This window comes from Prevotella ihumii, assembly GCF_900155655.1.
GTDB lineage: Bacteria > Bacteroidota > Bacteroidia > Bacteroidales > Bacteroidaceae > Prevotella > Prevotella ihumii.
This window is the reverse complement of record NZ_LT706987.1, coordinates 2,711,265-2,736,781: the sequence shown is the minus strand read 5'-3', so window position 1 is coordinate 2,736,781 and position 25,517 is coordinate 2,711,265. Positions and strand designations below refer to the sequence as shown.

Sequence of the window (25,517 nt, the reverse complement as noted above, 5' to 3'; positions counted from 1 at the left end):
GCCAAAGCATTAAAGAAAACAAGAAGCGGACAAATATAAAGCAGAGATGAATACAAATATAAAGAATATCATATTCGATTTAGGGAACGTGCTCGTTGGACTTGATTGGCAACGATGCATTGATGCTTTTTCTACCATTGGTATAGAGAAGGTGGCACAACTTATAAAGGAGGGAACAACCAAAGAATTGTTTTTCGATACCGAGGTGGGCAATATCAACAGTTCTGAATTTTATGATAGAGTGCGCAAAATAGGTGATGTAAGCACAGCTGACGAGCAAATTTTATGGGCTTGGAATCAACTTTTAACCGATATTCCCGATATAAAGAAGCAACGATTGATAGCATTAAACCAACGCTATAATGTGTTTCTACTCTCCAATACGAACGAAATGCATTGGCAGAAATGCGCCATCGACCTATTCCCCTACAAAGCAGACCAATCTGATGTAAACGAGAAAGGTGCAAGGGGTAAAGTGTACACAGCAGAAGAATACTTCCAAAAGATATATTTATCTTACGAAATGCATCTCATTAAACCATCGTTAGAAATCTTCCAAACCGTTCTTCAAACCTCGCATCTTTGCCCAGAAGAAACGTTTTTTATAGATGATGCCAAGGCAAATTGTGCCGCAGCTGCATCGTTGGGCATACAAACCTATTGCAACGAGCACCCCAACGACTGGTTATCGCTCGATTTATAAAAATCTCCAAAGTCAATAAAACGAATGAAAGTAATCTATCTACAACACGATGAAAACGTGGAAATCAGTCCTTCAATAGCTACCATCGGATTTTTCGATGGTGTGCATTTAGGACATCAATTCCTCATTCGCCAACTTATAGCGCAAGCCCAAAAGAACAATCTTGCATCAATGGTCATCACCTTCGACCAACACCCACGCCAAGTGTTGCAAAGCGATTATCAACCTCAAATGCTTTCGACGCTCGATGAAAAGGTGGAAAAATTGAAGCAAACGGGGGTTGACTACATCGTTATCGTCCATTTTGACAGGGCTTTGGCTCAACTTTCCGCCTACGATTTTATGCAAAACGTACTCGAATGCCAACTCAATGTAGCTCAATTGGTAATGGGGTATGACAATCGATTTGGGCATAATCGAGCGGAAACCTTCGATGACTACGTGCGTTATGGCAAAGAGATAGGTATTTGCGTGAGTCAAAACACCGCTTTAGAAGTAGGCGAAGTAAACGTAAGTTCGTCTGTAGTACGCCGATATATAGCAGCAGGCGAGATGGAAAAGGCAACCCAATGCCTTGGTATGCCCTACTCGCTGACAGGTAAGGTTGTTTCTGGGTTTCAGAATGGTCGCAAATTAGGGTTTCCCACAGCAAACATCGACTTTCACGGTTTGGGCAAACTCCTCCCTGCTTTAGGTGTTTATGCCGTGAAAGTGTACATAAATACCGATGAAACGGCTTATAACGGAATGTTAAACATAGGTATTCGCCCCACCTTTGATGGAAAAGAAATCTCTATGGAAGTCAACATTTTCAACTTCTCGGACAATCTCTATGGGCAAAATCTCACCATTCACTTTATTTCTTACCTCCGCAGCGAAGAGAAATTCGATACACTTGATGCCCTCAAAGCCAAGATGGAGGAAGACAAACAGCGCAGCATCAAGATATTGTCAGCTATAAAATAAAAAACAAAAAAGAATTAAGCAGCAATTTAAAATACACATTTATGGAAAATAAAAAATCATTAGAAAGTATACTATACGTTGTTCTTTTCGTCTCTACGTTTTTTATCATTCAAGCGCTCTTTCAGTTTATCGCCATCTTTATTTACGCTTATCTGAAAGAAATAGCTGTAAATGAAGTGCGCCAAGGCATACAAATAGGCAAACATTCGCCAGCCATTATTATCAGTAGTCTGTTGAGCAGTTTGGTTTCCATTGCGTTGTTTATCAAGCTCAAATGGTCGCCTATCTCACGTACCTATCTGAAATCTAAGCCTTGGGCAGTACTCACATGGGCAGGCTTTTTAGGGCTTGGAGCTATTCTCCCCGCACAATATATTTACGAACGCTTACAAGTAGAGATGGCACAAAACGTTGCCGAGCTTTTCAAAGGCATAATGAACGAAACAGGGGGCTACCTTGTTGTAGGCATTCTTGCACCCATTGGCGAAGAACTCATATTCCGTGGCGCAGTGTTACGCAAGCTCTTAACTCTCTTTGAAGGTAAGAAGCGATGGATAGCCATCTTTATTTCAGCAGCTATCTTTGGTGCTATTCACGGCAACTTTGCACAAGGCATTCACGCCACCTTGTTTGGAATGTTGCTCGGCTGGATGTATATGCGCACGGGGAGCGTACTTCCTGGCATCGCCCTCCACTGGGTCAACAACACCGTGGCTTACCTTATGTTTAAACTTCTTCCCGAAATGAACGATGGAAAACTCATCGACCTCTTCCACGGCGATGAACGAATGATGTATGGCGGATTGTTTTTCTCGCTCTGCATTCTTGTTCCTTCAATCTTCCAACTTGCGCTAAGAATGAAAAAAGTATCAGAATAATCTATAAAATCAAGACAAAAAGAATGTAAAACCAATAATATTTTGCAATTTTGTCATTCTTCAATAACTATTAAATACATTAAGAATTATGAAAAGAAAAGGACTAAAAACAGCTGCCTGCCTTATAGCCGGAGCAGTACTCACTACCTCTTGTGTAGGTTCGTTTGCTATGTTCAACAAGTTAGCAAGTTGGAACAAGCGTGCCACCGACTCAAAGTTTCTGAACGAACTCATCTTTATTGTTATCTCACCTGCTTATGGTATTGCGGGAATGATTGATGCCTTGGTGCTCAATACCATTGAGTTTTGGACAGGCGACAACCCTATGGCCAACCAAATAGGTAAAACTAAGAAGATAAAGGGCGACGATGGATTGCTTTATGCAGTAAAAATTCTTGAGAATGGCTACGAGGTACAACGTCCTAATGGCGAAGTATTCTACCTTACTTATAATAAGGAAGAAAACAATTGGTACATGACTGCGGAAGGCAAAGAAACCAAACTTATCCATTTCAATGGAGATGGCTCTGTTAAAGCTTTCCTTAATAACGGCCTCACCGTTGATGTAACACCTGATGCACAGGGTGTGTACGAACTTCGTCAAGCACAGGCAGGGACAAGCTACTATATGGCAACACGATAAATGCACAAAGAGATTTAAACCCAAATCGGTCATTAGAAAATTTCGCTTTCATTTTGTCTTAAAATAGAACGGAAAACACATATTGTGTTAGCATACAGATGCTATAACGATAACTCGGTCTACTACAATCTGACTTTTTGCACGAAAAAATCTCTAATGACCGATTTGGGTTTATTTATTCCGTTATTAGAAAAATGTAATATCGACTTTGCATTTTTCCGTAAAAAAAACGATGGAGTTTCAATATTATTTGTATCTTTGCAGCGATACTTCTATTACATTATATATTTACCAAACAAGAAATCTAAATACTTTATGGATAATCAAGAAACAGTATCGCTATGCGGTAATAAGTTGCCCCGTGAGCACTTCGATGCAAACAAAGTTTACTTTGCACCAGAGGTTCTTACCGATAAGGGCGTTATGCCTATATACAGCAAACTATGTATGGTATTGGACATTTACGACGTGAAACACGAAGTGATGGACAAAGAAAATAGTGCGTGCTACAAGGCTATAAAGCCAGCTTGGCTACACGAAGGTGAATTTAATATGGCTGACCACATAGAAAATCACGTGCGTTACCTTAGCGATAACCGTGTGCTGATGACCAACTGTGCTGAGTATGATGCTGAGATGGCAAACACATTGAAGCGTGAGTTGGAAACTGACGGAATGGAGGTGGTGGAATTGAGCTTTAGCACCTACACCGCACCACGTGCAACCAACGATATGAGCTGGGCTTACATCAACTATATTCAGACCTCAAAGGTTATCATCGTTCCTTTGCAGCATACAGCTGAAGACAAAGAGGCTTTGAAACAGATTAAAGCGTGCTTCCCTAACCACGCTGTGGTGGGTGTGTATGCCGAACCGTACTTTAGCGACGAAGGAAAGTTCTACAGCTACTCACGTTCTATCAAGGAGAACTCACTTTCCTAAGCTTCTTTACTTATCACAAAGAAGAACTACTCTTTATACACGCTCAATCAACTTAAAAACCGTTCGGTTATCAAGGAGTTAGAGGGGGTTAAACCCAAATGTTTGTGGGGCTAATGACCGACTTGGGTTTAACATAGGTAACAAAAAAGGAAATGAACCCTATGAAAGGCCCATTTCCTTTTATTTATAGGCTATGCGCAGACTTATACAAGCCTCTGCATAGTCATTAGCTGACTGTTTAATTTCTTCTTATTCTTCGTTACGACGACGCTCACCACCTTCACGGCGTGGACGACGTTCGCCTCTGTCGCCACGTGGACGACGTTGTGGCTCTACATACCCTTCAGGCTTTTCGAGCAATACGCGGCGTGAGAGCTTGTATTTGCCTGTCTTTGGGTCGATGTCGAGCAACTTCACTTGTATCTTGTCGCCCTCCTTCAAACCTGTTTCTTCTACAGTTTCAAGACGTTTCCAATCCATTTCAGAGATGTGGAGCAAGCCATCTTTGCCCGGCATAATTTCAACGAAACAGCCGTAAGGCATAATAGAGCGAACTGTTCCTTCGTAAGTTTCGCCTATTTCAGGCACAGCTACGATAGCCTTAATCTTGCCCACTGCCGCATCGATGGATGTCTTGTTAGGAGCAGAAATCTGTATCTTACCAACGCCATCAACTTCTTCAATAGTGATGGTAGCACCAGTGTCTTCCTGCATCTGTTGAATTATCTTACCACCAGGACCAATAATAGCACCGATAAATTCTTTTGGTATCTCCATTGCCACGATACGTGGAACTTGTGGCTTCATTTCTGCACGTGGTTCAGCAATAGTGTCGGTAATCATCTTCAAGATGTGTTCACGACCAGCCTTAGCCTGCATCAATGCCTTTTCAAGGATTTCGAACGAAAGACCATCGCACTTGATGTCCATTTGGGTTGCAGTAATACCATCGATAGTACCAGTAGTCTTGAAGTCCATATCGCCCAAGTGGTCCTCATCGCCGAGAATATCGCTCAATACAGCATACTTATCTTCACCTGGGTTCTTAATCAATCCCATTGCAATACCCGATACAGGCTTCTTCATAGGTACACCTGCGTCCATCAAAGCGAGAGTTCCCGAACATACAGTAGCCATAGATGATGAGCCATTAGACTCCAACACCTGACTTACAAGACGCACGGTGTAAGGGAAGTCAGAAGGAATCATACCCTTCAAACCACGCCAAGCCAAGTGACCGTGACCTATCTCACGGCGACCCACACCACGTTGTGCCTTAGCCTCACCTGTACAGAATGGAGGGAAGTTATAGTGGAGTAAGAAGCGTTGATAGCTCTTGTCCAAAACGTTGTCTATCATCTTTTCGTCCAACTTTGTACCGAGGGTACAAGTAGCAAGTGCCAATGTTTCGCCACGTTGGAAGTATGCGCTTCCGTGAGGCATTGGCAATGGGTCTACTTCACACCATATAGGGCGAATTTCGTCAGTTGCACGTCCGTCCATACGCTTGCCTGTGTCGAGCACACTGCGGCGCATAGAGTCGCGCTGTATATCATCAAAGTAACGGTCTATTTCTGCGTGTTTTTCATCGAGGTCGTCTTCCGATAGGTCGGTATGAGCTGCGTCATAACGCTCTGTAAATTCTGTTTTGATAGCTTCGTAAGCCTCTGTGCGGTGCTTCTTGTCGTTGTCGCCGCTCTGTGCCAATGCGTAACAAGCATCGTAAGTTTCCTTGCGGAGCTGCTCACGGAGTTCTTCGTCATTTATTTCGTCGTTGTACTCACGCTTCACGTCTGTTCCGAGTTCCTTAGCAAGTGCCTCTTGTATATCGCACATTGGCTTGATAGCCTCGTGAGCTACCTTCAATGCACCGATAAGGTCTTGTTCAGAAACTTCGTCCATTTCGCCTTCTACCATCATAATGTTGTCCTTGGTAGCACCAACCATGATGTCCATATCGGCTTCCTTCATTTGTTCGAAGGTTGGATTAACAATATACTCGCCGTTGACACGAGCCACACGCACTTCAGAGATAGGGTGTTCGATTGGAATATCTGAACACTGCATAGCTACCGAAGCAGCAAAACCAGCGAGTGCATCAGGCATATCAACGCCATCAGCTGAAAGAAGCATTACGTTTACAAATACTTCTGTGTGATAATCTGATGGGAAAAGAGGACGAAGAACACGGTCTACAAGACGTGATGTTAGGATTTCTTCGTCGTTGGCTTTGCCTTCGCGCTTGGTGAAACCACCTGGGAAACGACCTGCGGCAGCATACTGCTCGCGATAATCTACTTGCAAAGGCATAAAGTCTGTACCTGGAACTGCCTCTTTAGCTGCACAAACGGTAGCGAGGAGCACGGTGTTGTTCATCTTAATAACTGCTGCGCCATCAGCTTGTTTTGCAACCTTTCCAGTTTCAATTGTAATGGTTCTACCATCTGCCAATTGAAGAGTTTTCGTAATTACGTTCATCTAAAATTTAAAAAATACTTATTGTTTTGACCTACATCATAAGAGGAATGTAAAAAGCTATAAAGACGTTACGAAATATCTTTGTAGCATAACTTACGGTTTCCGCATAAAAATAAAATCGTACAAATTTAGCGATTATATATCTAATAGACGAATAAAATATGATTTATTTTTGTTTTTTCGAGGGTTTATTTAAATCTTTGAACTAAAAAGCACTATCTTTGCACAAAATTAAAAATACACCAATGAAAAAGATACTTAAATCAATGGCAATGAGTTGCTTGTTCCTTGGAGCGGCAATTCTTACAGGATGCACAGGCGAACAGTACCATATTGAGGGCGAAATAAGCAATGCGAAAGACTCGGTACTCTATTTTGAACACAATAGTCTGAAAGGTTTTACAACCGTAGATTCAGTAAAATTGGACGAAAAGGGCAACTTCTCTTTCGCAGGCGATAAAGCCGAAAATCCTGAGTTTTATCGTTTGCGTATAGCAGGACAAATCATTAACATTGCCATCGACTCAACCGAGACCGTGAATGTTAGAGCCAAGCATCCCGAAATGGCGATAAATTACGATGTGAAAGGCTCATACGAAAACGAAAAGATAAAGGAGTTGGCCATCAAGCAAATCAATCTTCAAGCACAATGCCAAACACTTATGGCACAACGTCCCGAAGTGGCTGACACGCTCATCTACGAACTTGTAAAGGCTTACAAGAATGATGTGAAACTCAATTACATCTACAAAGAGCCAATGAAGGCATACAGCTACTTTGCCTTGTTCCAATATATCGTTATCAACAATCAGGCTCACCTCATCTTCGACCCAACGATTGATGCTGAAGACAATCGTGCTTTCGGTGCTGTTGCCACATCGTGGGACACGTTCTATCCCAACACCGAACGTGCTCAGAACCTACACAACATCACGCTAAGAAGTATGCGCGACACCCGTATTGTGAAGGGAAAGAAAAAAGAGGTAGCTATTCAAGCCGAAGAAACAGGCGTGATAGACTTGCCATTGTTCGATAATAAGGGCAACAAGCGCAGTCTTACCGAATTGAAAGGTAAGGTGGTGGTGCTCAACTTTCACTCGTTTGCCCTTAAAGAGTCGCCACAATACATTATGCAGATGCGTAACTTGTACAACAAGTATCACGCTCAAGGTTTAGAAATATTTATGGTGTCGCTCGATGAGAACGAACACTTCTGGAAAGAAAGCGTAGCCAACTTGCCTTGGGTAAACGTGTTCGACAATACTGGCGTTAGCAAGGTGTACACCCAAGCTGCAACCACCACACCTATTATTTACTTAATAGACCGCACTAACACTATTGTGAAGAACCCTGCACAGATAAAGAACCTTGATGCAGATATTCAAGCCTTATTATAAGATGATTTAACCCAAATCGGCCATTAGACCAGTTTAGGTGCTTACTTTATTATTTTTGAAACTTATGAGATGTCTTTTGGATTATTTTGGCTTTATTTTACCTATATCTGCAGTCACATAGCCCGCTATGCTCCCTTGATATATGCAAAATAAAGCTCAAAATAATCGCAAAATACATTCTCATTCTAACGACCGATTTGGGTTTAATTTATAAATCTAAAACAACAACCCTCCGATGTCATCATAGCACATCGGAGGGTTGTTGTTTTATCATCGTTCTACAAGCTATACGCTACTTTTTAGAACGCCTTACCAAAACTGATGTATGGCATAAGGCTAAACTTGTTGTTGCTTTTTTCAGCATTGATGATGCCGATACCACCTGTTATGCCCACACGGAACTGAAATCCACGCTTTGCAACGTGACGATAGCCAATGTTGGCAAAGCCAAATCCAGCAACGACATTATCTTTTTTCTGAACAGCATTTATTGCTGCTACCTTTGGATTTTCAGGCGATGGGGTTAAATGGTATTCATAGTAATGGCGGTTGTAAAGACCTATATTTACACCCAAACCCATTTCAAGATGGTTGCGCTTTCCACCCAAGAAATAGTTCACACCCATTGGAACAGAGTAGGCACGCACCGATTCGCTATTGCCAAACAATGATGACACTTTACCATAGCCCCAGCCTAAGCCTACACGATAGCCCCAAGGCGAGCCTTCTTTAAATCGTGCGTCGTAATTGACACCAATACCATTTGATGCACCACCCAATTCTAAATAAACACTTTTGGTTCTTTCGCTTTGCTCTTGTGCCGAAACGTTAGTGGTTAATGCCATTAACGCTAAGGCAAGGCTTAATCGAGTTTCTTTTCTTAATAATTTCATTTTATAGGTTGATCTTAATTTATATTTAATTTGTTTATTGCTTGCGCGTGGGGTGGTTTTATCGGACGAGTCGGACAGGTCGGACGAGTCGGACGGGTCGGACAGGTCTGACAAAACCACAGATAGCCAAGGTATAGCAAATTTGTGCCCACAGCTACAAAGTTATAACTTATTTGCGCTATTGGTAATTTCAGTCCTCGTTTGTTATCATTTGGGTAAGCTCGTCCAAAGTGTTTGCTACCTTTATATAGTCTTTCCATTCGCCACGAATAAAGCCACGTGCCTGCATATCGTCAAGGAGGGCGATGAGCGAGTTCCAAAAGCCTTTCATATTGTAGAGCACTACAAGTTTGGCGTGATAACCTATGGTGTGCGAAGCTGCTACGGTGAAGATCTCGTCTAACGACCCTATACCTCCAGGGAGGGCAACAAGAATATCGCTTTGGTTGTTGATGAGGTCTTTGCGGTCTGAAAGGTTATCGCACAGCATTTCGATGTCTATGTAGCTGCTTTTCTTTCCTCCACGTTCCACTATCTGTGGCACAACACCTATGGTGCGTCCTCCAGCCTCGTGGGTTGACTTTCCTATACATTCCATTAGTCCGATGTTGCACCCACCATATACTACGGTGTGTTTGTTTTCTCCCATCCATTTGCCAAACGCTTCAGTAGCTGCAAAGAAGTCGGGGTCGATGCTGTTGTTTGCTGAGCAAAATACACCTATTTTCATTGTTATTTGTTCGTTTGTTTTAAGTTTACGAGAGATTGTCTGATATGTATAAACAACTCTTTTCTTTCATGCTGCAAATGTAGTTATTTTCTTCCATACAGTCTCCTCTTATATTATAAAATGTGCTTGATATAGGACAATAAATTACTGATTATTAGCTATTTCCGAAGATAACGCCCGTAAATATCTTATGTTTTCCTTGCAGGTTTTAAATTGTTAGCTTACCTTTGCACCCGATATTAGGATATATATCACCTGTATGGCAATGGATTTATTTTTACTTTAACCCAAATCGGTTATTAGAATGAGAATGTATTTTTGAAATAAGACATCTCATAAGTTTAGATAATAATTGAGGAGGGTCCTAAACTGTTCTAATGAACGATTTGGGTTCAAGTGGGTTCGTGTGGTGATAGTTTGTCCTTAGGATTATAAATTATTACAATAAGAATTTGAAAACATTTGAAGAATTAGGCGTTAGCGAAGCGATTCGCAAGGCCATTGAAGAGCTTGGTTTTGAACAACCAATGCCAGTACAGGAAGAAGTAATCCCTTATTTACTTGGTAACAGAAACGACGTAATCGCACTCGCACAAACGGGTACGGGTAAGACGGCTGCGTTTGGTATTCCCTTGTTGCAACGCATTGATACAAGCAGAAAGGACACACAGGCTATTGTGTTGAGTCCTACACGTGAACTTTGCTTGCAGATAGCTGACGATTTGAACGATTTTGGTAAGTATATCCCTCATCTTCACATCGCTGCTGTTTATGGCGGAGCATCTATCGACACGCAGATAAAGCAACTCAGACACGGTGTGCAAATCATTGTGGCTACCCCTGGACGATTGATTGACTTGATGAATCGTGGTAAGGCAAAGCTTGAAAACGTAAACAACGTGGTGTTTGACGAGGCTGACGAAATGCTTAATATGGGTTTCCAAGAAAGCATTACCGAAATTCTTACCAACGTACCTGAAGACCGCAATACGCTATTGTTCTCGGCTACGATGAACAAAGATGTGGAACGTGTGGCAAAGGGCTATCTTCACGATTACAAAGAAATAGTAGTGGGGTCAAGAAACGAGGGCGCAGAGAACGTAAACCACATTTACTATATGGTGCACGCTAAGGATAAGTATCTTGCACTGAAACGTTTGGTAGACTTCTCGCCAAAGATTTTCGGTATTATCTTCTGTCGCACAAAGCTTGAAACACAAGAGATTGCCGACAAACTGATTAAGGACGGATATAATGCGGAGGCACTTCACGGCGACTTGTCGCAACAACAACGCGACCTTACGATGCAGAAGTTCCGCTCGCACCTTACTCAGCTGCTCGTGGCAACCGATGTGGCAGCACGTGGATTGGACGTGAACGACTTGACACACGTTATCAATTACGGATTGCCGGACGATATAGAGAATTACACGCATCGTTCGGGGCGTACGGGTCGTGCAGGTAAGAAGGGAACATCTATCGCCATTATCCACATCAAAGAGAAATACAAGGTTCGCAACATAGAGAAAGTTATCGGCAAAGAGTTTGTTGATGGCACGCTTCCTTCGGCAGAAGAGATTTGCAAAAAACAATTGTTCAAGTCGATGGACGCTATTCTCAAGACCGATGTAGATGAAGAACAGATAGCACCATACGTGGCTGAAATCAATCGCCAGTTTGAGTTTATCGATAAAGAAGTAATCATCAAAAAGATTATAACTGCAACCTTTGGTCGCTTCTTAGACTATTATAAAAATGCACCAGAGATAGAAAAGCCATCTATGGGCAGAGGCAGTAGAGACGATAATCGCAGCGGTAGAGGCGAAGGACGTGGCAGAAGAGACGGCAGTCGTGGACCTCGCAAGGCTGAACAAGGGTTTACACGCCTGTTTATCAACCTTGGTAAGGCTGATGGTTTCTACCCTGGAGAGGTGATGCAGTTTATCAATAAGTATGTGCAAGGTCGCCAAGAAGTGGGTCATATTGACCTCTTGCAAAAACAAAGTTACATAGAAGTACCCGATGGAGATGCTAAAAAGGTGATGAAAGCCTTAGACGGCATAACCTATAAGGGCAGACGTGTGCGCTGTAACGATGCTGAAGAAGGTGGACACGGTCGTGGCAGCCGAGGCGGAAATCGTGACGAGGGTCGTGGAAGTCGTGGTGAAGGTCGTGATGGACGCAACGACCGCCGTAACAATAAGGAACGTAGTAGCAGACAACGCAGCAATGATAACGAACAGACAGCACAGCGCAAGTTTAAGAAAGACGATTGGAAAGGCTTGCTGCAAGGCACACCTGTAAAGTTTAAGGGCGAAGAACCCGACTTCTCTGAAGAAGGTTGGGCACGCCGTAGACCAAAGAAGAAGTAAGAAAAACGACGATCTAACATATTATCAGAATTGGGGTTTAGCCATCGGTTAAACCCCTTTTTGCATATTATACATAGTGTTCGTATAGAGATAAACTCTATCAGTTAGACTCGTCAGACCAGTCAGACCAGTCAGACCCGTCCGACTCGTCTAATGACCGATTGGGGTTTAGGTACAGATAGACTTATGATTACTTCTTCTTAGCACAAAGCGCAAGCGTACATACATATAGAATATAAGAGTGCTTGATAACAATAAACAAGCAAAAAGCGGTAGACAATCGATGTTTTAGGGCGATTGTCTACCGCTTTTTTATTGCGCTTACGTGTTCTTACTTTCGTTTCATCAGTCGCAAGCCTTCACCTATCCACAACACAACCGAGGTAGAAAGGGTAATGATAATCCAATCGTTTATGGAGAGTGGTGTAACGTTGAACATCTTTCCGCCCAACTGCACGATAAGCACTTGTCCAACCAAGATAAATAATACAATAAGGTTAAAACCGCCACAGTCCTTAAAGTGGAATGCACTACGACCTGTTGCATAGGCACGTGCGTTAAACATATTCCAGAACTGAAGCATAACAAAGACGGTAAAGAATAAACTCAATTCGTAAGCTGTCATCATCTTATGGCTACCTAATTGTAGATGCAATAAGTCGGAAAGTTGATGCACAGAAGCGTGTTCTAAGCCATAAAGGAACACCAACAACAGCACAAAGAACAATCCTCCTACACCAATAATATTTGTCCACATCGACTTTGTAATGATAAACGTTTTGCGGTCGCGAGGACTTTCTTTCATTACCTTTTGTGATGGAGGCAACGAAGCCAAAGCCATAGCAGCAAAGGTGTCCATAATAAGGTTTACCCACAGCATTTGTGTCACTGTGAGCGGACTCTGCGTACCCATAAATGCGCCTGCCAAAACAATAAGGCACGCCACAACGTTTACCGTAAGTTGGAAAAGAATAAATCGCTGAATATTCTGATACAAGCTGCGTCCCCACATCACGGCACGACCAATAGAGAGGAAAGAATTGTCGACTATCGTAATATCTGAAGCCTCCTTTGCCACACTTGTACCATCACCCATCGAAAGTCCAACGTGAGCTGCCTTCAGTGCTGGGGCATCGTTTGTACCGTCTCCCGTTACGGCTACCACTTGGTTAAGGGTTTGCAATGTTTCCACCAATCGTTTTTTATCCATAGGGCGCGCACGTGCAATAACCTTTAGGTCTAACACACGATTGCGCAATTCCTCATCGGTAAGTGCTGCAAACTCTGGCCCTGTAATGATATTCTTGTCTGTATCACTTTCCGACCATATACCCACTTGTCGTCCTATTTCCTTTGCTGTACCAGGGGTATCGCCCGTTACGATTTTCACACTTATGCCTGCATCGGTACATTCTTTCACTGCTGCAGGCACTTCTTGGCGCACTGGGTCGGCAATGGTCACAATTCCTAAGAACGTAAATTGAGCTTTTAGCTCTGTTTCGCCATTCATTATGCGCTTGATTATGCCTTCCGAGTGGCTCAAATCTGCATCATCGGGCAACACCATATAGGCAAATCCCAAGGTACGCATTGCCTGATTTTGCCATTCAAGTAATTGTGCTGCAATGTCTTCCCACGATATGTCGCCCGCTATGGCTGCACAGTAATGACGAATAACGTCGGTTGCACCTTTTATATAAAGCACCTTCTTGCCCTCTACTAATGCCGAGTTTACCAGCGTAGCCATATATTTTCGTTCGGTAGAGAAAGGCAGTTCGTCTATGATTTCTGCATTGGCACGTAGGGTTTGATAATCCTCTTTATGGTCGTGTAACCACAACAGCAACGCACTCTCCGTAGGATTGCCCAACGCCACAGGTTTTTCAGCATTCGATAGGTCTAACGATGCAGTAGAGTTGACGGCTATTCCTTCTTTCATCAAGGCTACCGCTAGCGCATCACCCTCATTGTAGCGCATTGCTGCCACTCTCATTTGGTTTTGTGTAAGTGTACCCGTTTTGTCGGTACAAATCACAGTTGTAGCCCCCATCGTTTCGCAAGCGTGCATTTTGCGTACAAGGTTGTTAGTCTGAAGCATACGGCGCATAGAGTAAGCAAGGCTCAATGTTACCGCCATAGGCAATCCCTCGGGTACAGCCACAACAATAAGCGTAACGCAAATCATAATGGTATCGAGCAGATACTGAATGAATGGTATCCACGAAAAACTATTTTCAGCAAAGAACATAATAACTCTGCCCACCAATATGAGTGCTGCCACAGCGTAACTTGCCCACGTTATAAGTTTTCCCAATCGTTCCAACTGTTCGGTCAGTGGGGTTTTTACGCTATTGTCTATCTGCGCTGCAACAAACACCTTCCCGTTTTCTGTCGCATCGCCTACACGTTCTACACGGAAAACGCCGTGTCCTTCCATCACCTTCGTACCTCGCATAACGTGGTGGGTTGGGAAGGTGGCTTCCGTGTCAAAGTCTTCGGGCTTTGTACTCTTTCTGCAAATAGGCTCACCCGTTAGGGTAGACTCGTCTACCGACAACGAATAGGCTGCCAACAATTCGCCATCGGCAGGAATATCTGCACCCGCATTGAGCAAAACCACATCGCCTACCACCACTTCACGCTTAGGAATGGTTGTAGTATTTCCGTTGCGCACCACCTCCACAGGCTCGTCATCATCTACTTGGTTGAGAATAGCAAACGCACGATTGGCCTTTTCTTCAAAGAAGAAGGCTAAACCCGTAGCAAGAAAGATAGCAACGAAAATGCCGACAGGTTCGAAAAACACTTGCAGTCCTTCGCCCAAACCAAAATATTCGTAGCACGAAATGCCGATAGAGAGCACACCTGCCACAAGGAGAATAATGATTAAGGGGTCGTTGTATTTTACTAAAAGTCGTTTCCAAAGAGGAGTTTGAGCTGGGGGAGTCAATATATTCTCTCCATACTTTTGTCTACTTTCTTCAACTTCCTTGTTGTTTAATCCGCTGTACAATGTATTTTCTTTCATAATGTATTTTTTCTTCAGCGATGAGATAAGCATATTTTTAATGTGGGAAGAGGTGTTTGATGATGGCGATGCTATCGATAAAATCGTTGAAATCGACCTTTTTGATGAGCGGAACTCGATAAATCGAGCCCCTACACTTGCGGTATTTGCCTATCTTATGCAAAGATAGTGCCAACGAGGGCAATACAAGCTTGCTTGAATATTGCCGAGTGCAGCCTATCTTATGCAAAGATACAGCATTATGATGCAATAGCATTGAGATAGTTTAAAAAAATCATTAACACTTCTTGTTATATGTTTAATAATATAAAAACAGCACTTCCCCACCCCTCATCGTCTACACAGCGGTAGAGGAAGAATAGAACAAGGAGAAAGAAACACAACGTTAGAAAAATTGCTCGCATAACTTATTGATAATAAAAGCATTACAAACCCATTCCAAAACATATATGTTTCACCACCCAAAACATATATGTTTGACCCTCCCAAAGTTGAACTTTGACAACCCAATACATATATGTTTGGGAAACAAAAGATTAATGTTTGATTTGCAAAGGAGGGAGATAAGAAAAATAGAACAATAGAGAAGGGTGCGTTAAGCAGTTATGCACGACGGGTAAGAATGCACACGAATAGAATAAAAATAGAAAATAATGTAGTATCTTTGCAGTGGAAAGAGTAGTTAGTTTTACTAACCTCTATATAGCGTTGGCGAAATCGTCAGACTTGTCAGACTTGTCGGACGGGTCGGACGGGTCGGACGCGTCAGACGGGTCAGACTGGTCAGACTGGTCCGACAAGTCCGACAAGTCCGACAATCCCCAAAAATCAGATTAGTCGGACTAAGCTTTTAGAAAGAATGAAATAAGGAGAACAAGAAATGACAAAGATTATAGCAGAAAGATACCACGATATAAGTTGTGGGCATAGGGTAGTAGGACACGAACACAAGTGTAAGTACCTACACGGCCACAACTACCGCTTTACGTTCACCATAGAGGGAGAAGCGTTGGACAGCCTTGGGCGTGTGATAGACTTTGGGGTAATGAAAAGTACACTTTGCGAATGGTTAGAAAATCATTACGACCACAAGTTCTTGATGTGGGCAGACGACCCTTATTTGGACACAATGATGCAACTTTCTGAAGAGAGTATGGTGGTTGTACCTTTCAATCCTACGGCAGAAAACATTGCAAAGCATTTTCTTGAGGAGGTAGCCCCACAATTGTTGGAAGGCACAGGCGCACGGTTGATAAAGTGTAGAGTGGACGAAACACGCAAATGTTCAGCCACAGCAATGCTGTAAGCCTTATGCGTGTAAACGAAATATTCTACTCTATTCAGGGCGAAGGCCACTTTGCAGGTGTACCCGCTGTGTTTGTACGCCTTTCGGGTTGCAATCTTGCTTGTTCGTTCTGCGATACCGATTTCCAATCGTTCACAGAAATGACAGAAGAAGAGATAGTACAAGCTGTGGAAACCTTGGGCGGAAAGGCTACACACGTGGTACTGACAGGTGGCGAACCATCGTTACAAGTTACGCCTACGCTGTGCGACAAATTGCACAAAGCAGGCAAGTTTATACAGATGGAAACCAATGGTACACACGAAGTAACGGAGGGGATAGACTTTGTAACGTGTTCGCCAAAGTTTGAATTTTGCAAGCATGCCGAACTAAAGGTGAAGCGAATAGACGAGCTAAAGGTGGTTTATACCCTTGAAAACAATATGGCACGCTATGAAAAGATAGAGGCACGCTATCGCAGTTTGCAGCCTTGCGACACGGGCGATGTGGTGAAGAACAAGCAAATAACAATGGCTACAGTGGCATATTGCAAGGCACACCCCGAATGGCGTGTATCGTTGCAAACACATAAGATATTGGATGTAAGATAAACCATTGTTCGACTATGAACAAAACAAAAATAAGGGGAATGAACACTTACGTATGTCTACGATGATTCATTCCCCTTTCTGCTGCCTTTATCTGAAATTTATATTTTTATTTTTTATATTGTTATAGGCTGGTTCTATAAATAACAGCTAAATGCCTTAACCCAAATCGCTTTCTATGTTAAAATCCAAATGTTTTGACCATTATTTTCAATTTATGCTGAGATTTTATAATCAGGGGTGAATGTTTGGCGGTTTCTAACCATTGCAGTGACCAAATGCACAAGTTTGTTCTTGACATTGTTCAATGCAACTTGCTTCTTCTTTCCGCGTTCCACGAGGCGCATATAGTACCTCGCCATAACGGGATTGAATTTGACGGCAGCCAGTGCAGCTTGTGTCAGCATGGCCTTTATCTGGCGGTTCGCCATATAATGTACATGCGGATCAGAATGCACACTGGTGCCAGAGTCTTTTCCGAATGGGGCTAAGCCGTAATAGCAGGCAATCTTGCGCGAGTCGTAGTTGAAACGACGGAAGTTGTCTGTATACACCATCAGACAGACAGCGTTCTGCGTTCCTATGCCAGGCACCGAGGTCACGATTGTGAACACCTCGGTGAGCTCTTCGTCCGACTTAATGAGCTCGGCGATTCGCTTGTCTATCTTCTCTACTTCCTTGTTGAGTTCTGACAGGATATGCCTTCCGCTCTGCGAGATCATCGTCTTGATAGGCGATTTCTCCATAGTGAGCTTCTTCTCGCCTCTACGCACCTGAAAGCTGCATCTATGGCGTACCACCATTTGACGATACAGAAACAGCTCTCGTAGTTGTGCAAGTGACTCGCTAAGTGGCTTGTACATAACGGCTTTGTCGTGATTTCTCATAGCGTATTCTGCAATCATCGAGGCGTCGGCGCGGTCAGACTTCAATCGTCTGAGACCTGATGCGTCCTTGATGCTCTTGGCGTTCTCAAGCCACATGTCGTAGCCTTTGCCGTAGAGGAAGTTGCATAGTCCTTTGCTGTAGTCGCCAGTATTTTCACCGCAGAAGAGCCACAGGGAAGGGTCGATGCCGTAGGAATTCTTCTCCACCCACTTGACCAGTTGCTTGTAGCCAGACACTGTTGTCTTGAACTCGTTGAACACTCTTGGGGCCGTTTCTGTCAGACCGTCTGCAAAAATGATAGCCACATCAACTTTTTCTTTCGAAAAATCAACTCCGATAAATAAATTCTTCATATATTTGTACAATTTTATTAAGTAGAATTGGTCGATAGTTGTATGGACTAGAACTCTAAATAGGCTTCGTGTCGATAACTTTCTATCTGGTCTTTGCAACTATGTCGATGAGGTCCGAAACGATTTATAGCTTTTAGCTGGGTCGTTAGCTGGTTTACCTCTTCGACAGACCGATTCTACCTTTTTACAACAAAGGTACGAAACTGTCTTTAGCAATCATAGTTTTACCTTGATTATTTAATGTTTATGCGACTGCGTCGCATTCTTCTGCAAACTTAGAGGTCGTTAGACCAGTCAGACCTGTCGGACCAGTCGGACGGGTCAGACAAGTCGGACAAGTCGGACGGGTCGGACGGGTCGGACGACCGATTTGGGTTTAATCGTTTGCAACCGAAGTAAAACACTTAAAAGATAGGTTATTAAAACATTTAAGGTACAGGAATTATAAAGGTAATATTCGTTTCAAAAAGGCTAATATAAAGAAAATAAATGTAAAAAAGACCTAACAAAAGCATAGTCCTATTTGTCGGTAAGATGCAACAGATGAAGCTAAGGAATTTTTACTCGTAATGGTTAAGTTGTTGAAATTAAAGAGAGTTCCTTACTGTCGTATTCGTTATATAAAGACCAATTTATGTTTTGTTTAGTAGGAATGAATTGTGAATATACCATATATTATTGGCAAATAATTTTTAAATGTGCCGAATATTTCTTATTTTTGCAGTAATCAAAAATAGAAGACTATGCAGGCAAAGTGGCATTATTCAGTACTCATTCATGAGCAAGCAAAGAAATTTGGAGCGAAACCAGCGATAACGTTCCGAAACTTTGGAAGTTTGAAGTGGAAGACAGTTTCCTGGAACCAGTTTTCATTACGTGTAAAACAAGTTTCGAATGCACTGCTCAATCTTGGGCTTAAACCTCAGGAGAGAATAGCTGTGTTCTCTCAAAACTGTATTCAGTATCTCTACACTGACTTTGGAGCATACGGCATACGTGGGATTTCAATTCCTTTTTACGCAAGTTCGTCTGAACAGCAGATGCAGTATGTTATTCACGATGCCGAAATTCGTTTCTTATTCGCAGGAGAGCAAGAGCAGTACGACAAAGCTCATCGTGTAATAGCACATTGCCCTACCTTGGAACGTATCATCGTTTTTGACCCAAGTATAAGAATTAACCCACACGACTCTACCACATTATACTTTGAGGATTTCTTAAAGTTGGGTGAGGGTTTGCCACGCCAATCGGAAGTGGAAGCATTATGGGCTCAAGCAAATGAAGAGGATATTTGTAACATTCTTTATACCAGTGGTACTACGGGAGAAAGCAAAGGTGTAGTGCTTACCTATGGTATGTATAATGCGTCAATGGAGGCAAATACGAAGTGTGTGCCTGTATCAGACAAGGTTAGAGCGATTAACTTCTTGCCTTTTGCACACGTCTTTGAACGTGCGTGGGCTTATCTTGTTTTAGGACACGGTGGGCAACTCATCATTAATACCTATCCTAAAGAAATACAAGAGAGTATGCGCGAAACCCACCCTACGTGTATGGCGGCAGTGCCACGCTTCTGGGAAAAGGTATTCATAGCTGTAAAAGATAAGGTAGAAAGTGCGAGCTATCTACAACGCAAGGTGTTCAATCGTGCCTTGAAAGTGGGACGTTTGCGCAATGTACAGTATCTTGGACGAGGCAAGCGTGTGCCACTCTTGTTAGAGTTAGAATATAAGTTTATGAACAAGTCGGTGCTGAGCTTGGTTCGCAAAGAGTTGGGTTTGGAGAATGCAGACTTCTTCCCAACGGCTGGCGCATACGTTTCGCCTGAAGTGGAAGAGTTTGTTCACAGCATCGGACTTGATATGTTGGTAGGCTATGGACTTACAGAGAGCGTTGCAACCGTAAGTTGTGACCATCGTGGAAAGCCTTTTACCATCGGTTCGGTAGGTAGACTGATTGAAGGAATTGAAATAAAGATAGGTGAGAACAACGAAATCTTGCTTAAAGGACCGACCATCACACCAGGATATTTCCGTCGTGACCACGTCAACGCTACAACCTTTGACGAAGATGGTTTCTTCCACACGGGCGATGCAGGTTATTTAAAAGATGGAGAACTATTCCTTACAGAGCGTATAAAAGACCTCTTTAAGACCTCAAACGGAAAGTATATTGCGCCACAGATGGTAGAATCAATGCTGTTGGTAGATAAGTTTGTAGACCAAGTAGCAGTCATTGCTGACCAACGCAAATATGTTACAGCGCTCATTGTGCCCGAATTTAGCTTCTTAGAAGATTGGGCTAAGGACAATGGGGTGAAGTTTGATAAGCGTGCAGACCTCTGTACCAATAAGAAAGTTATCAAGATGATGAAGGAACGCATAGAAACGCTCCAACAATTACTTGCCCCATACGAGCAGATAAAGAAGTTTACACTCCTTGAACATCACTTCACAGCCGAAAGAGGTGAACTTACCAATACCTTGAAGTTGCGCCGTGGAGAGGTGAATAAGAACTATAAGGACGTTATTGAAAAGATGTACGAAGAGTAATCTGTTCGAGAACAAACCGAAAACTTAGTGATAACAACGTGATAACAGCCGACCAACTAAAAGATGTGATGGAACGTGTGGACGCTCTAAACCACTATCTGAACATCGATAGCAAACGTATAGAATACGAAGAAGAGCAATTGCGCACCCAAGCTCCTGACTTTTGGGAAGATGCAGACCGTGCGCAGGAGCAAATGAAGAAAGTAAAGAGCATTGAAAAATGGATCAAAAGCTATGATAGTGTACGTGCGCAAGCTGAAGAATTGAAGTTAGCCTTCGAATTCTATAAAGATGAACTCGTTACAGAGGAAGAAGTAGATACAAACTATACAAAGGTAATCAGCGCAATTGAAACTTTAGAGTTGATGAATATGCTCCGACAGGAAGAAGACCCTATGGAGTGTGTGATGAAAATTAACTCTGGTGCAGGTGGAACAGAAAGTCAGGACTGGGCATCGATGCTGATGCGTATGTATATGCGCTATGGTGAAGCTCACGGCTATCGTGTTACCATCTCCGATTTGCAAGACGGCGACGAGGCTGATATCAAGAGTGTAACGATGAAGTTTGAAGGCGGAGAATATGCGTATGGGTATCTGAAAAGCGAAAATGGCGTACATCGCTTGGTGCGTGTCAGCCCATTCAATGCACAGGGTAAACGTATGACAAGCTTTGCCAGTGTCTTTGTAACGCCGCTCATCGATGATACGATTGAAGTATATGTAGACCCTGCCAAATTGAGTTGGGATACATTCCGCTCAGGAGGTGCTGGAGGACAAAATGTAAACAAAGTTGAGTCGGGTGTACGCTTACGTTATTGGTACGAAGACCCCGATACAGGCGAGCAAGAAGAAATCTTGATTGAGAATACAGAGACACGCGACCAACCTAAAAACCGTGCTAAAGCTATGCAGTTGCTCAAATCACAACTCTATGACAGAGCGATGAAGAAGCGAATGGAGGCACAAGCTAAGGTTGAAGCATCGAAGAAAAAGATAGAATGGGGCAGTCAGATACGCAGCTATGTTTTTGATGACAGACGCGTGAAAGACCATCGCACCAATTATCAGACCTCTGATGTGGACGGCGTAATGGACGGTAAGATAGACGAATTTATTAAAGCTTACTTGATGGAGTTCCCTGTAACGGAATAAAAACATCTATCGTTAATCCGCCAAATGCTAAACATTAAAGGCTCTATAACGAATCGTGTGGGTAGGTATCGAATATTTCTCGTCAAAATGTTACTTTTGCAAAATGAATAGTACCGAGATATTTACAATGGCATTAGGCCTGTCAGAACCTTGGACAGTATCCAAGATTGAGTTTATTGATGGCGAGCATTCCGCCAAGGAGCTTCATATATGGCTAAGTTTCCCTCGTGGTCATCGTTTCAAAGTCGGTGAGGCAGAGGCTACAGCCTATGACACCATAGACAAGACTTGGCGCCACTTAAATTTCTTCGAGCATCTTTGCTACCTTCATGCCAGTGTTCCCCGCATCAAGGTTGGCGACCATGAGATTTCGATGGTGGACGTGCCATGGGCTCGCAAGAATAGTGGCTTCACATTGCTTTTCGAGGCTTACTCTATGCTTCTCATTGAGCGTGAGATGCCGGTGAACAGCGTTTCCCGCACTGTCCGCGAGACGGCTCCCCGCATTTGGCGCATATTCAACCATTGGGTGCGCAAAGCTGTTGACAAGATAGATATGTTCGAGGTACATCGCATCGGAGTGGATGAGACCTCTAAAAGAAAGGGACATAATTATATCACACAGTTCGTAGACTTGGACACTCGCAAGACCATCTTTGTTACGGACGGCAAGGATGCGGGTACATTCGAGGCTTTCCGCAAGGCTCTTGTCGAGAAGAAGGGTAAGATAGAGAATATCGAGGCAATCAGTATGGACATGTCCAAGTCGTTCATATCAGGAGCTTTGACACACTTTCCCAAGGCAGGGATTATATTTGACAAGTTCCATATCTTCAAGGCTCTCAACGAGGCTGTCGACACGGTACGCAAGCTGGAACATACGGATACCAGACTGCTCAAGGGACATCGGTTCACGCTGCTGTACAACAAAAAGAATCTCTCGGAGAAAAAGGCGATGGAATTAGAGACCATACTGCTGACATATCCAACCATTGGCAAAGCTNGCGGATGCCAGACTGCTCAAGGGACATCGGTTCACGCTGCTGTACAACAAAAAGAATCTCTCGGAGAAAAAGGCGATGGAACTGGAGACCATACTGCTGACATATCCAACCATTGGCAAAGCTTATGGTTTCAAGGAATCTTTCGCAGATATATTCAACGAATGTACAAAGGATTCCGTGGAAAGGCTTGAACGGTGGTACAAGATGGTAGAGGAAGCTGCCATCAAGCCCATGACAGACTTTGTGGCGATGGTCAGATCGCACATGTTCGGCATAAAGAATCTCTTTGCAATGAGGGAGGTCAATAATGGAATCCTTGAGGGACTTAACTCACAAATACAACTCGCTAAAAAGAGGGCAAGAGGATTTGTCAATACAGAAAACTTTAAGTATATGGTCTACTTCGTAACAGGTGGATTAAAACTCGATTACCCACATGAAACGTTATAGACCCATTCCGGCTCTATAACGAATCGTGTGGGTAGGTATCGAATATTTCTCGTCAAAATGTTACCTTTGCAAAATGAATAGTACCGAGATATTTACAATGGCATTAGGCCTGTCAGAACCTTGGACAGTATCCAAGATTGAGTTTATTGATGGCGAGCATTCCGCCAAGGAGCTTCATATATGGCTAAGTTTCCCTCGTGGTCATCGTTTCAAAGTCGGTGAGGCAGAGGCTACAGCCTATGACACCATAGACAAGACTTGGCGCCACTTAAATTTCTTCGAGCATCTTTGCTACCTTCATGCCAGTGTTCCCCGCATCAAGGTTGGCGACCATGAGATTTCGATGGTGGACGTGCCATGGGCTCGCAAGAATAGTGGCTTCACATTGCTTTTCGAGGCTTACTCCATGCTTCTCATTGAGCGTGAGATGCCGGTGAACAGCGTTTCCCGCACTGTCCGCGAGACGGCTCCCCGCATTTGGCGCATATTCAACCATTGGGTGCGCAAAGCTGTTGACAAGATAGATATGTTCGAGGTACATCGCATCGGAGTGGATGAGACCTCTAAAAGAAAGGGACATAATTATATCACACAGTTCGTAGACTTGGACACTCGCAAGACCATCTTTGTTACGGACGGCAAGGATGCGGGTACATTCGAGGCTTTCCGCAAGGCTCTTGTCGAGAAGAAGGGTAAGATAGAGAATATCGAGGCAATCAGTATGGACATGTCCAAGTCGTTCATATCAGGAGCTTTGACACACTTTCCCAAGGCAGGGATTATATTTGACAAGTTCCATATCTTCAAGGCTCTCAACGAGGCTGTCGACACGGTACGCAAGCTGGAACATACGGATACCAGACTGCTCAAGGGACATCGGTTCACGCTGCTGTACAACAAAAAGAATCTCTCGGAGAAAAAGGCGATGGAATTAGAGACCATACTGCTGACATATCCAACCATTGGCAAAGCTTATGGTTTCAAGGAATCTTTCGCAGATATATTCAACGAATGTACAAAGGATTCCGTGGAAAGGCTTGAACGGTGGTGCAAGATGGTAGAGGAATCTGCCATCAAGCCCATGACAGACTTTGTGGCGATGGTCAGATCGCACATGTTCGGCATAAAGAATCTCTTTGCAATGAGGGAGGTCAATAATGGAATCCTTGAGGGACTTAACTCACAAATACAACTCGCTAAAAAGAGGGCAAGAGGATTTGTCAATACAGAAAACTTTAAGTATATGGTCTACTTCGTAACAGGTGGATTAAAACTCGATTACCCACATGAAACGTTATAGACCCACATTAAATAGTAAGATGTAAAGCATAAAACAATAAAATGCCAAACATAAAGCGACAAAATGTTAAGCATTAATTGATAAGATGCAAAGCAACAGAGTTTAAACAATCATATTATTTAACTTTAGAGCAATAGGTGATAGACAATAGAAATAGGTTAAAGACTTCTGAAGCCTCAACATTTCTTAGTTCTAACGACCTTGAAAAAGCCCTAATAAACAATCAATTACTATGAGCGATAAGAAGAAACTAAGCAAGAAAGCACGTGAAGAAAGACAGGAAAAACAGGCTAAGGCAGTAATAAAGTGGATTTTTATTACTTTAGGTATCTTGGCAATAGCTACGATGGTTTGGTCGGTGATAATGATAGGCTAAATGAGTAGCGGACAAGAAATTGAACGTAAGTTCCTCGTTCATAAAGCGATGGACTGGAAAAGTTATGCCCATAGCTCTTCACACATTCAGCAAGGATATTTTGCAGCTATCAACACTGTGCGTATTCGTATACGTGACGAGAAAGCATACCTCACCATAAAAGGACCATCACGCAATGGTGGGCTGTCGCGCTATGAGTTTGAAAAAGAAATAAGCATAGCCGAGGCTCGTGAACTGCTGATGCTTTGCGAACCAGGGGTGATAGATAAGCGTCGCTACTTGGTGGATTTTGGCGGTAAAACCTTTGAGATAGACGAGTTCTACGGCGACAATGAGGGCTTAGTGATGGCTGAAATAGAGCTAAATAGTGAAGACGAAACCTTTGAAAAGCCCGATTTCATCGGTATGGAAGTAACTGGAGACCGTCGGTTTTACAACTCTCAGATGCGTCGAAACCCTTTTAAAGCTTGGAAAGATACTCTGCCTGAAGCGTACCGATAACCTTTAAGGCTTGGAA

Annotated in this window: 23 protein-coding genes and 1 pseudogene; 17 read left to right on the top strand and 7 right to left on the bottom strand. The window is 43.1% G+C overall.

The window, feature by feature from the left end; genetic code table 11:
* Window positions 1-46 precede the first annotated feature (46 nt).
* The 5 genes from CZ367_RS11895 to CZ367_RS11875 all read left to right on the top strand — a co-directional run bounded on the left by CZ367_RS11895 (window position 47) and on the right by CZ367_RS11875 (window position 4,132).
* Window positions 47-703 carry an HAD-IA family hydrolase gene (locus CZ367_RS11895; protein WP_077197054.1) on the top strand — a complete coding sequence of 219 codons (657 nt, stop codon included), beginning with the start codon at window positions 47-49 and terminating at the stop codon, window positions 701-703.
* 24 nt (window positions 704-727) lie between these two features.
* Window positions 728-1,669: a bifunctional riboflavin kinase/FAD synthetase gene (locus tag CZ367_RS11890; protein ID WP_077197053.1), complete on the top strand. Its 942-nt coding sequence runs from the start codon at window positions 728-730 to the stop codon at window positions 1,667-1,669.
* A gap of 41 nt (window positions 1,670-1,710) precedes the next feature.
* Complete coding sequence (locus CZ367_RS11885; protein ID WP_077197052.1) at window positions 1,711-2,547, top strand: CPBP family intramembrane glutamic endopeptidase; 837 nt, start codon at window positions 1,711-1,713, stop codon at window positions 2,545-2,547.
* A gap of 88 nt (window positions 2,548-2,635) precedes the next feature.
* Window positions 2,636-3,190 (top strand): DUF3332 domain-containing protein, encoded by a 555-nt coding sequence (locus tag CZ367_RS11880; protein WP_077197051.1) that lies wholly within the window; start codon window positions 2,636-2,638, stop codon window positions 3,188-3,190.
* Window positions 3,191-3,505: 315 nt separating this feature from the next.
* Complete coding sequence (locus tag CZ367_RS11875) at window positions 3,506-4,132, top strand: agmatine deiminase family protein (RefSeq protein WP_077197452.1); 627 nt, start codon at window positions 3,506-3,508, stop codon at window positions 4,130-4,132.
* A gap of 249 nt (window positions 4,133-4,381) precedes the next feature.
* Here CZ367_RS11875 and CZ367_RS11870 read toward each other — a convergent pair whose 3' ends face one another.
* Entirely contained in the window at window positions 4,382-6,610 is a 2,229-nt protein-coding gene (locus tag CZ367_RS11870) for a polyribonucleotide nucleotidyltransferase (RefSeq protein WP_077197050.1), read from the bottom strand.
* A gap of 245 nt (window positions 6,611-6,855) precedes the next feature.
* Here CZ367_RS11870 and CZ367_RS11865 point away from each other — a divergent pair, with 245 nt between their 5' ends.
* Window positions 6,856-8,007, top strand: coding sequence for a TlpA disulfide reductase family protein (locus tag CZ367_RS11865; protein ID WP_077197049.1), 1,152 nt, complete (start codon window positions 6,856-6,858; stop codon window positions 8,005-8,007).
* Window positions 8,008-8,306: 299 nt separating this feature from the next.
* Here CZ367_RS11865 and CZ367_RS11860 read toward each other — a convergent pair whose 3' ends face one another.
* Together CZ367_RS11860 and CZ367_RS11855 are read right to left on the bottom strand one after the other, a co-directional pair.
* Entirely contained in the window at window positions 8,307-9,014 is a 708-nt protein-coding gene (locus tag CZ367_RS11860) for a hypothetical protein (protein WP_237581712.1), read from the bottom strand.
* A 76-nt stretch (window positions 9,015-9,090) separates the two neighbouring features.
* Window positions 9,091-9,630 carry an LOG family protein gene (locus tag CZ367_RS11855; RefSeq protein ID WP_077197047.1) on the bottom strand — a complete coding sequence of 180 codons (540 nt, stop codon included), beginning with the start codon at window positions 9,628-9,630 and terminating at the stop codon, window positions 9,091-9,093.
* A 452-nt stretch (window positions 9,631-10,082) separates the two neighbouring features.
* Here CZ367_RS11855 and CZ367_RS11850 point away from each other — a divergent pair, with 452 nt between their 5' ends.
* A complete protein-coding gene (locus CZ367_RS11850) occupies window positions 10,083-12,002 on the top strand; it encodes a DEAD/DEAH box helicase (RefSeq protein ID WP_077197046.1) in 1,920 nt (639 codons plus the stop codon).
* Window positions 12,003-12,333: 331 nt separating this feature from the next.
* Here CZ367_RS11850 and CZ367_RS11845 read toward each other — a convergent pair whose 3' ends face one another.
* Both CZ367_RS11845 and CZ367_RS15185 read right to left on the bottom strand, forming a co-directional pair.
* Window positions 12,334-15,030 carry a calcium-translocating P-type ATPase, PMCA-type gene (locus CZ367_RS11845; protein WP_077197045.1) on the bottom strand — a complete coding sequence of 899 codons (2,697 nt, stop codon included), beginning with the start codon at window positions 15,028-15,030 and terminating at the stop codon, window positions 12,334-12,336.
* Between the two features lie 37 nt (window positions 15,031-15,067).
* Window positions 15,068-15,286, bottom strand: a complete 219-nt coding sequence (locus CZ367_RS15185) for a hypothetical protein (RefSeq protein WP_144005988.1) — start codon at window positions 15,284-15,286, stop codon at window positions 15,068-15,070.
* A 413-nt stretch (window positions 15,287-15,699) separates the two neighbouring features.
* Here CZ367_RS15185 and CZ367_RS15975 point away from each other — a divergent pair, with 413 nt between their 5' ends.
* Genes CZ367_RS15975 through CZ367_RS11835 form a run of 3 tightly spaced genes read left to right on the top strand, consistent with a single transcriptional unit; the run spans window position 15,700 to window position 16,926 of the window.
* A complete protein-coding gene (locus CZ367_RS15975; protein ID WP_202613132.1) occupies window positions 15,700-15,867 on the top strand; it encodes a hypothetical protein in 168 nt (55 codons plus the stop codon).
* A 43-nt stretch (window positions 15,868-15,910) separates the two neighbouring features.
* Window positions 15,911-16,336, top strand: a complete 426-nt coding sequence (locus tag CZ367_RS11840) for a 6-pyruvoyl trahydropterin synthase family protein (RefSeq protein ID WP_077197044.1) — start codon at window positions 15,911-15,913, stop codon at window positions 16,334-16,336.
* Window positions 16,312-16,926, top strand: a complete 615-nt coding sequence (locus tag CZ367_RS11835; protein WP_237581710.1) for a 7-carboxy-7-deazaguanine synthase QueE — start codon at window positions 16,312-16,314, stop codon at window positions 16,924-16,926. Before CZ367_RS11840 ends, CZ367_RS11835 begins: the two co-directional genes overlap by 25 nt.
* A 212-nt stretch (window positions 16,927-17,138) precedes the next feature.
* Here the strand turns inward: CZ367_RS11835 and CZ367_RS11830 are convergent, their stop codons facing one another.
* Both CZ367_RS11830 and CZ367_RS16510 read right to left on the bottom strand, forming a co-directional pair.
* Window positions 17,139-18,164: an IS110 family RNA-guided transposase gene (locus CZ367_RS11830; protein WP_077196100.1), complete on the bottom strand. Its 1,026-nt coding sequence runs from the start codon at window positions 18,162-18,164 to the stop codon at window positions 17,139-17,141.
* 275 nt (window positions 18,165-18,439) lie between these two features.
* Window positions 18,440-18,568, bottom strand: coding sequence for a hypothetical protein (locus CZ367_RS16510; protein WP_262500739.1), 129 nt, complete (start codon window positions 18,566-18,568; stop codon window positions 18,440-18,442).
* Window positions 18,569-18,907: 339 nt separating this feature from the next.
* On the opposite strand from CZ367_RS16510, the gene CZ367_RS11825 reads away from it, so the two are divergent.
* The 7 genes and pseudogenes from CZ367_RS11825 (at window position 18,908) to CZ367_RS11800 (ending at window position 25,501) form a co-directional block, all read left to right on the top strand.
* Window positions 18,908-20,716, top strand: a complete 1,809-nt coding sequence (locus CZ367_RS11825; protein WP_077197043.1) for an AMP-dependent synthetase/ligase — start codon at window positions 18,908-18,910, stop codon at window positions 20,714-20,716.
* Between the two features lie 38 nt (window positions 20,717-20,754).
* Window positions 20,755-21,870, top strand: a complete 1,116-nt coding sequence (gene prfB, locus CZ367_RS11820) for a peptide chain release factor 2 (protein ID WP_077197042.1) — start codon at window positions 20,755-20,757, stop codon at window positions 21,868-21,870.
* Window positions 21,871-21,973: 103 nt separating this feature from the next.
* Window positions 21,974-22,864: pseudogene (locus CZ367_RS11815) on the top strand (ISL3 family transposase); the annotation flags it as partial.
* The gene (locus tag CZ367_RS16300) at window positions 22,863-23,324 is read left to right on the top strand and encodes a transposase (protein ID WP_077197040.1); all 462 of its coding nucleotides are present in this window, start codon (window positions 22,863-22,865) and stop codon (window positions 23,322-23,324) included. The pseudogene CZ367_RS11815 and the gene CZ367_RS16300, both read left to right, overlap by 2 nt.
* 73 nt (window positions 23,325-23,397) lie before the next feature.
* Window positions 23,398-24,624, top strand: coding sequence for an ISL3 family transposase (locus CZ367_RS11805; RefSeq protein ID WP_077197020.1), 1,227 nt, complete (start codon window positions 23,398-23,400; stop codon window positions 24,622-24,624).
* Window positions 24,625-24,856: 232 nt separating this feature from the next.
* Complete coding sequence (locus CZ367_RS15965) at window positions 24,857-25,000, top strand: hypothetical protein (RefSeq protein ID WP_202613131.1); 144 nt, start codon at window positions 24,857-24,859, stop codon at window positions 24,998-25,000.
* Entirely contained in the window at window positions 25,001-25,501 is a 501-nt protein-coding gene (locus CZ367_RS11800; protein ID WP_077197039.1) for a CYTH domain-containing protein, read from the top strand.
* Window positions 25,502-25,517: the final 16 nt, after the last annotated feature.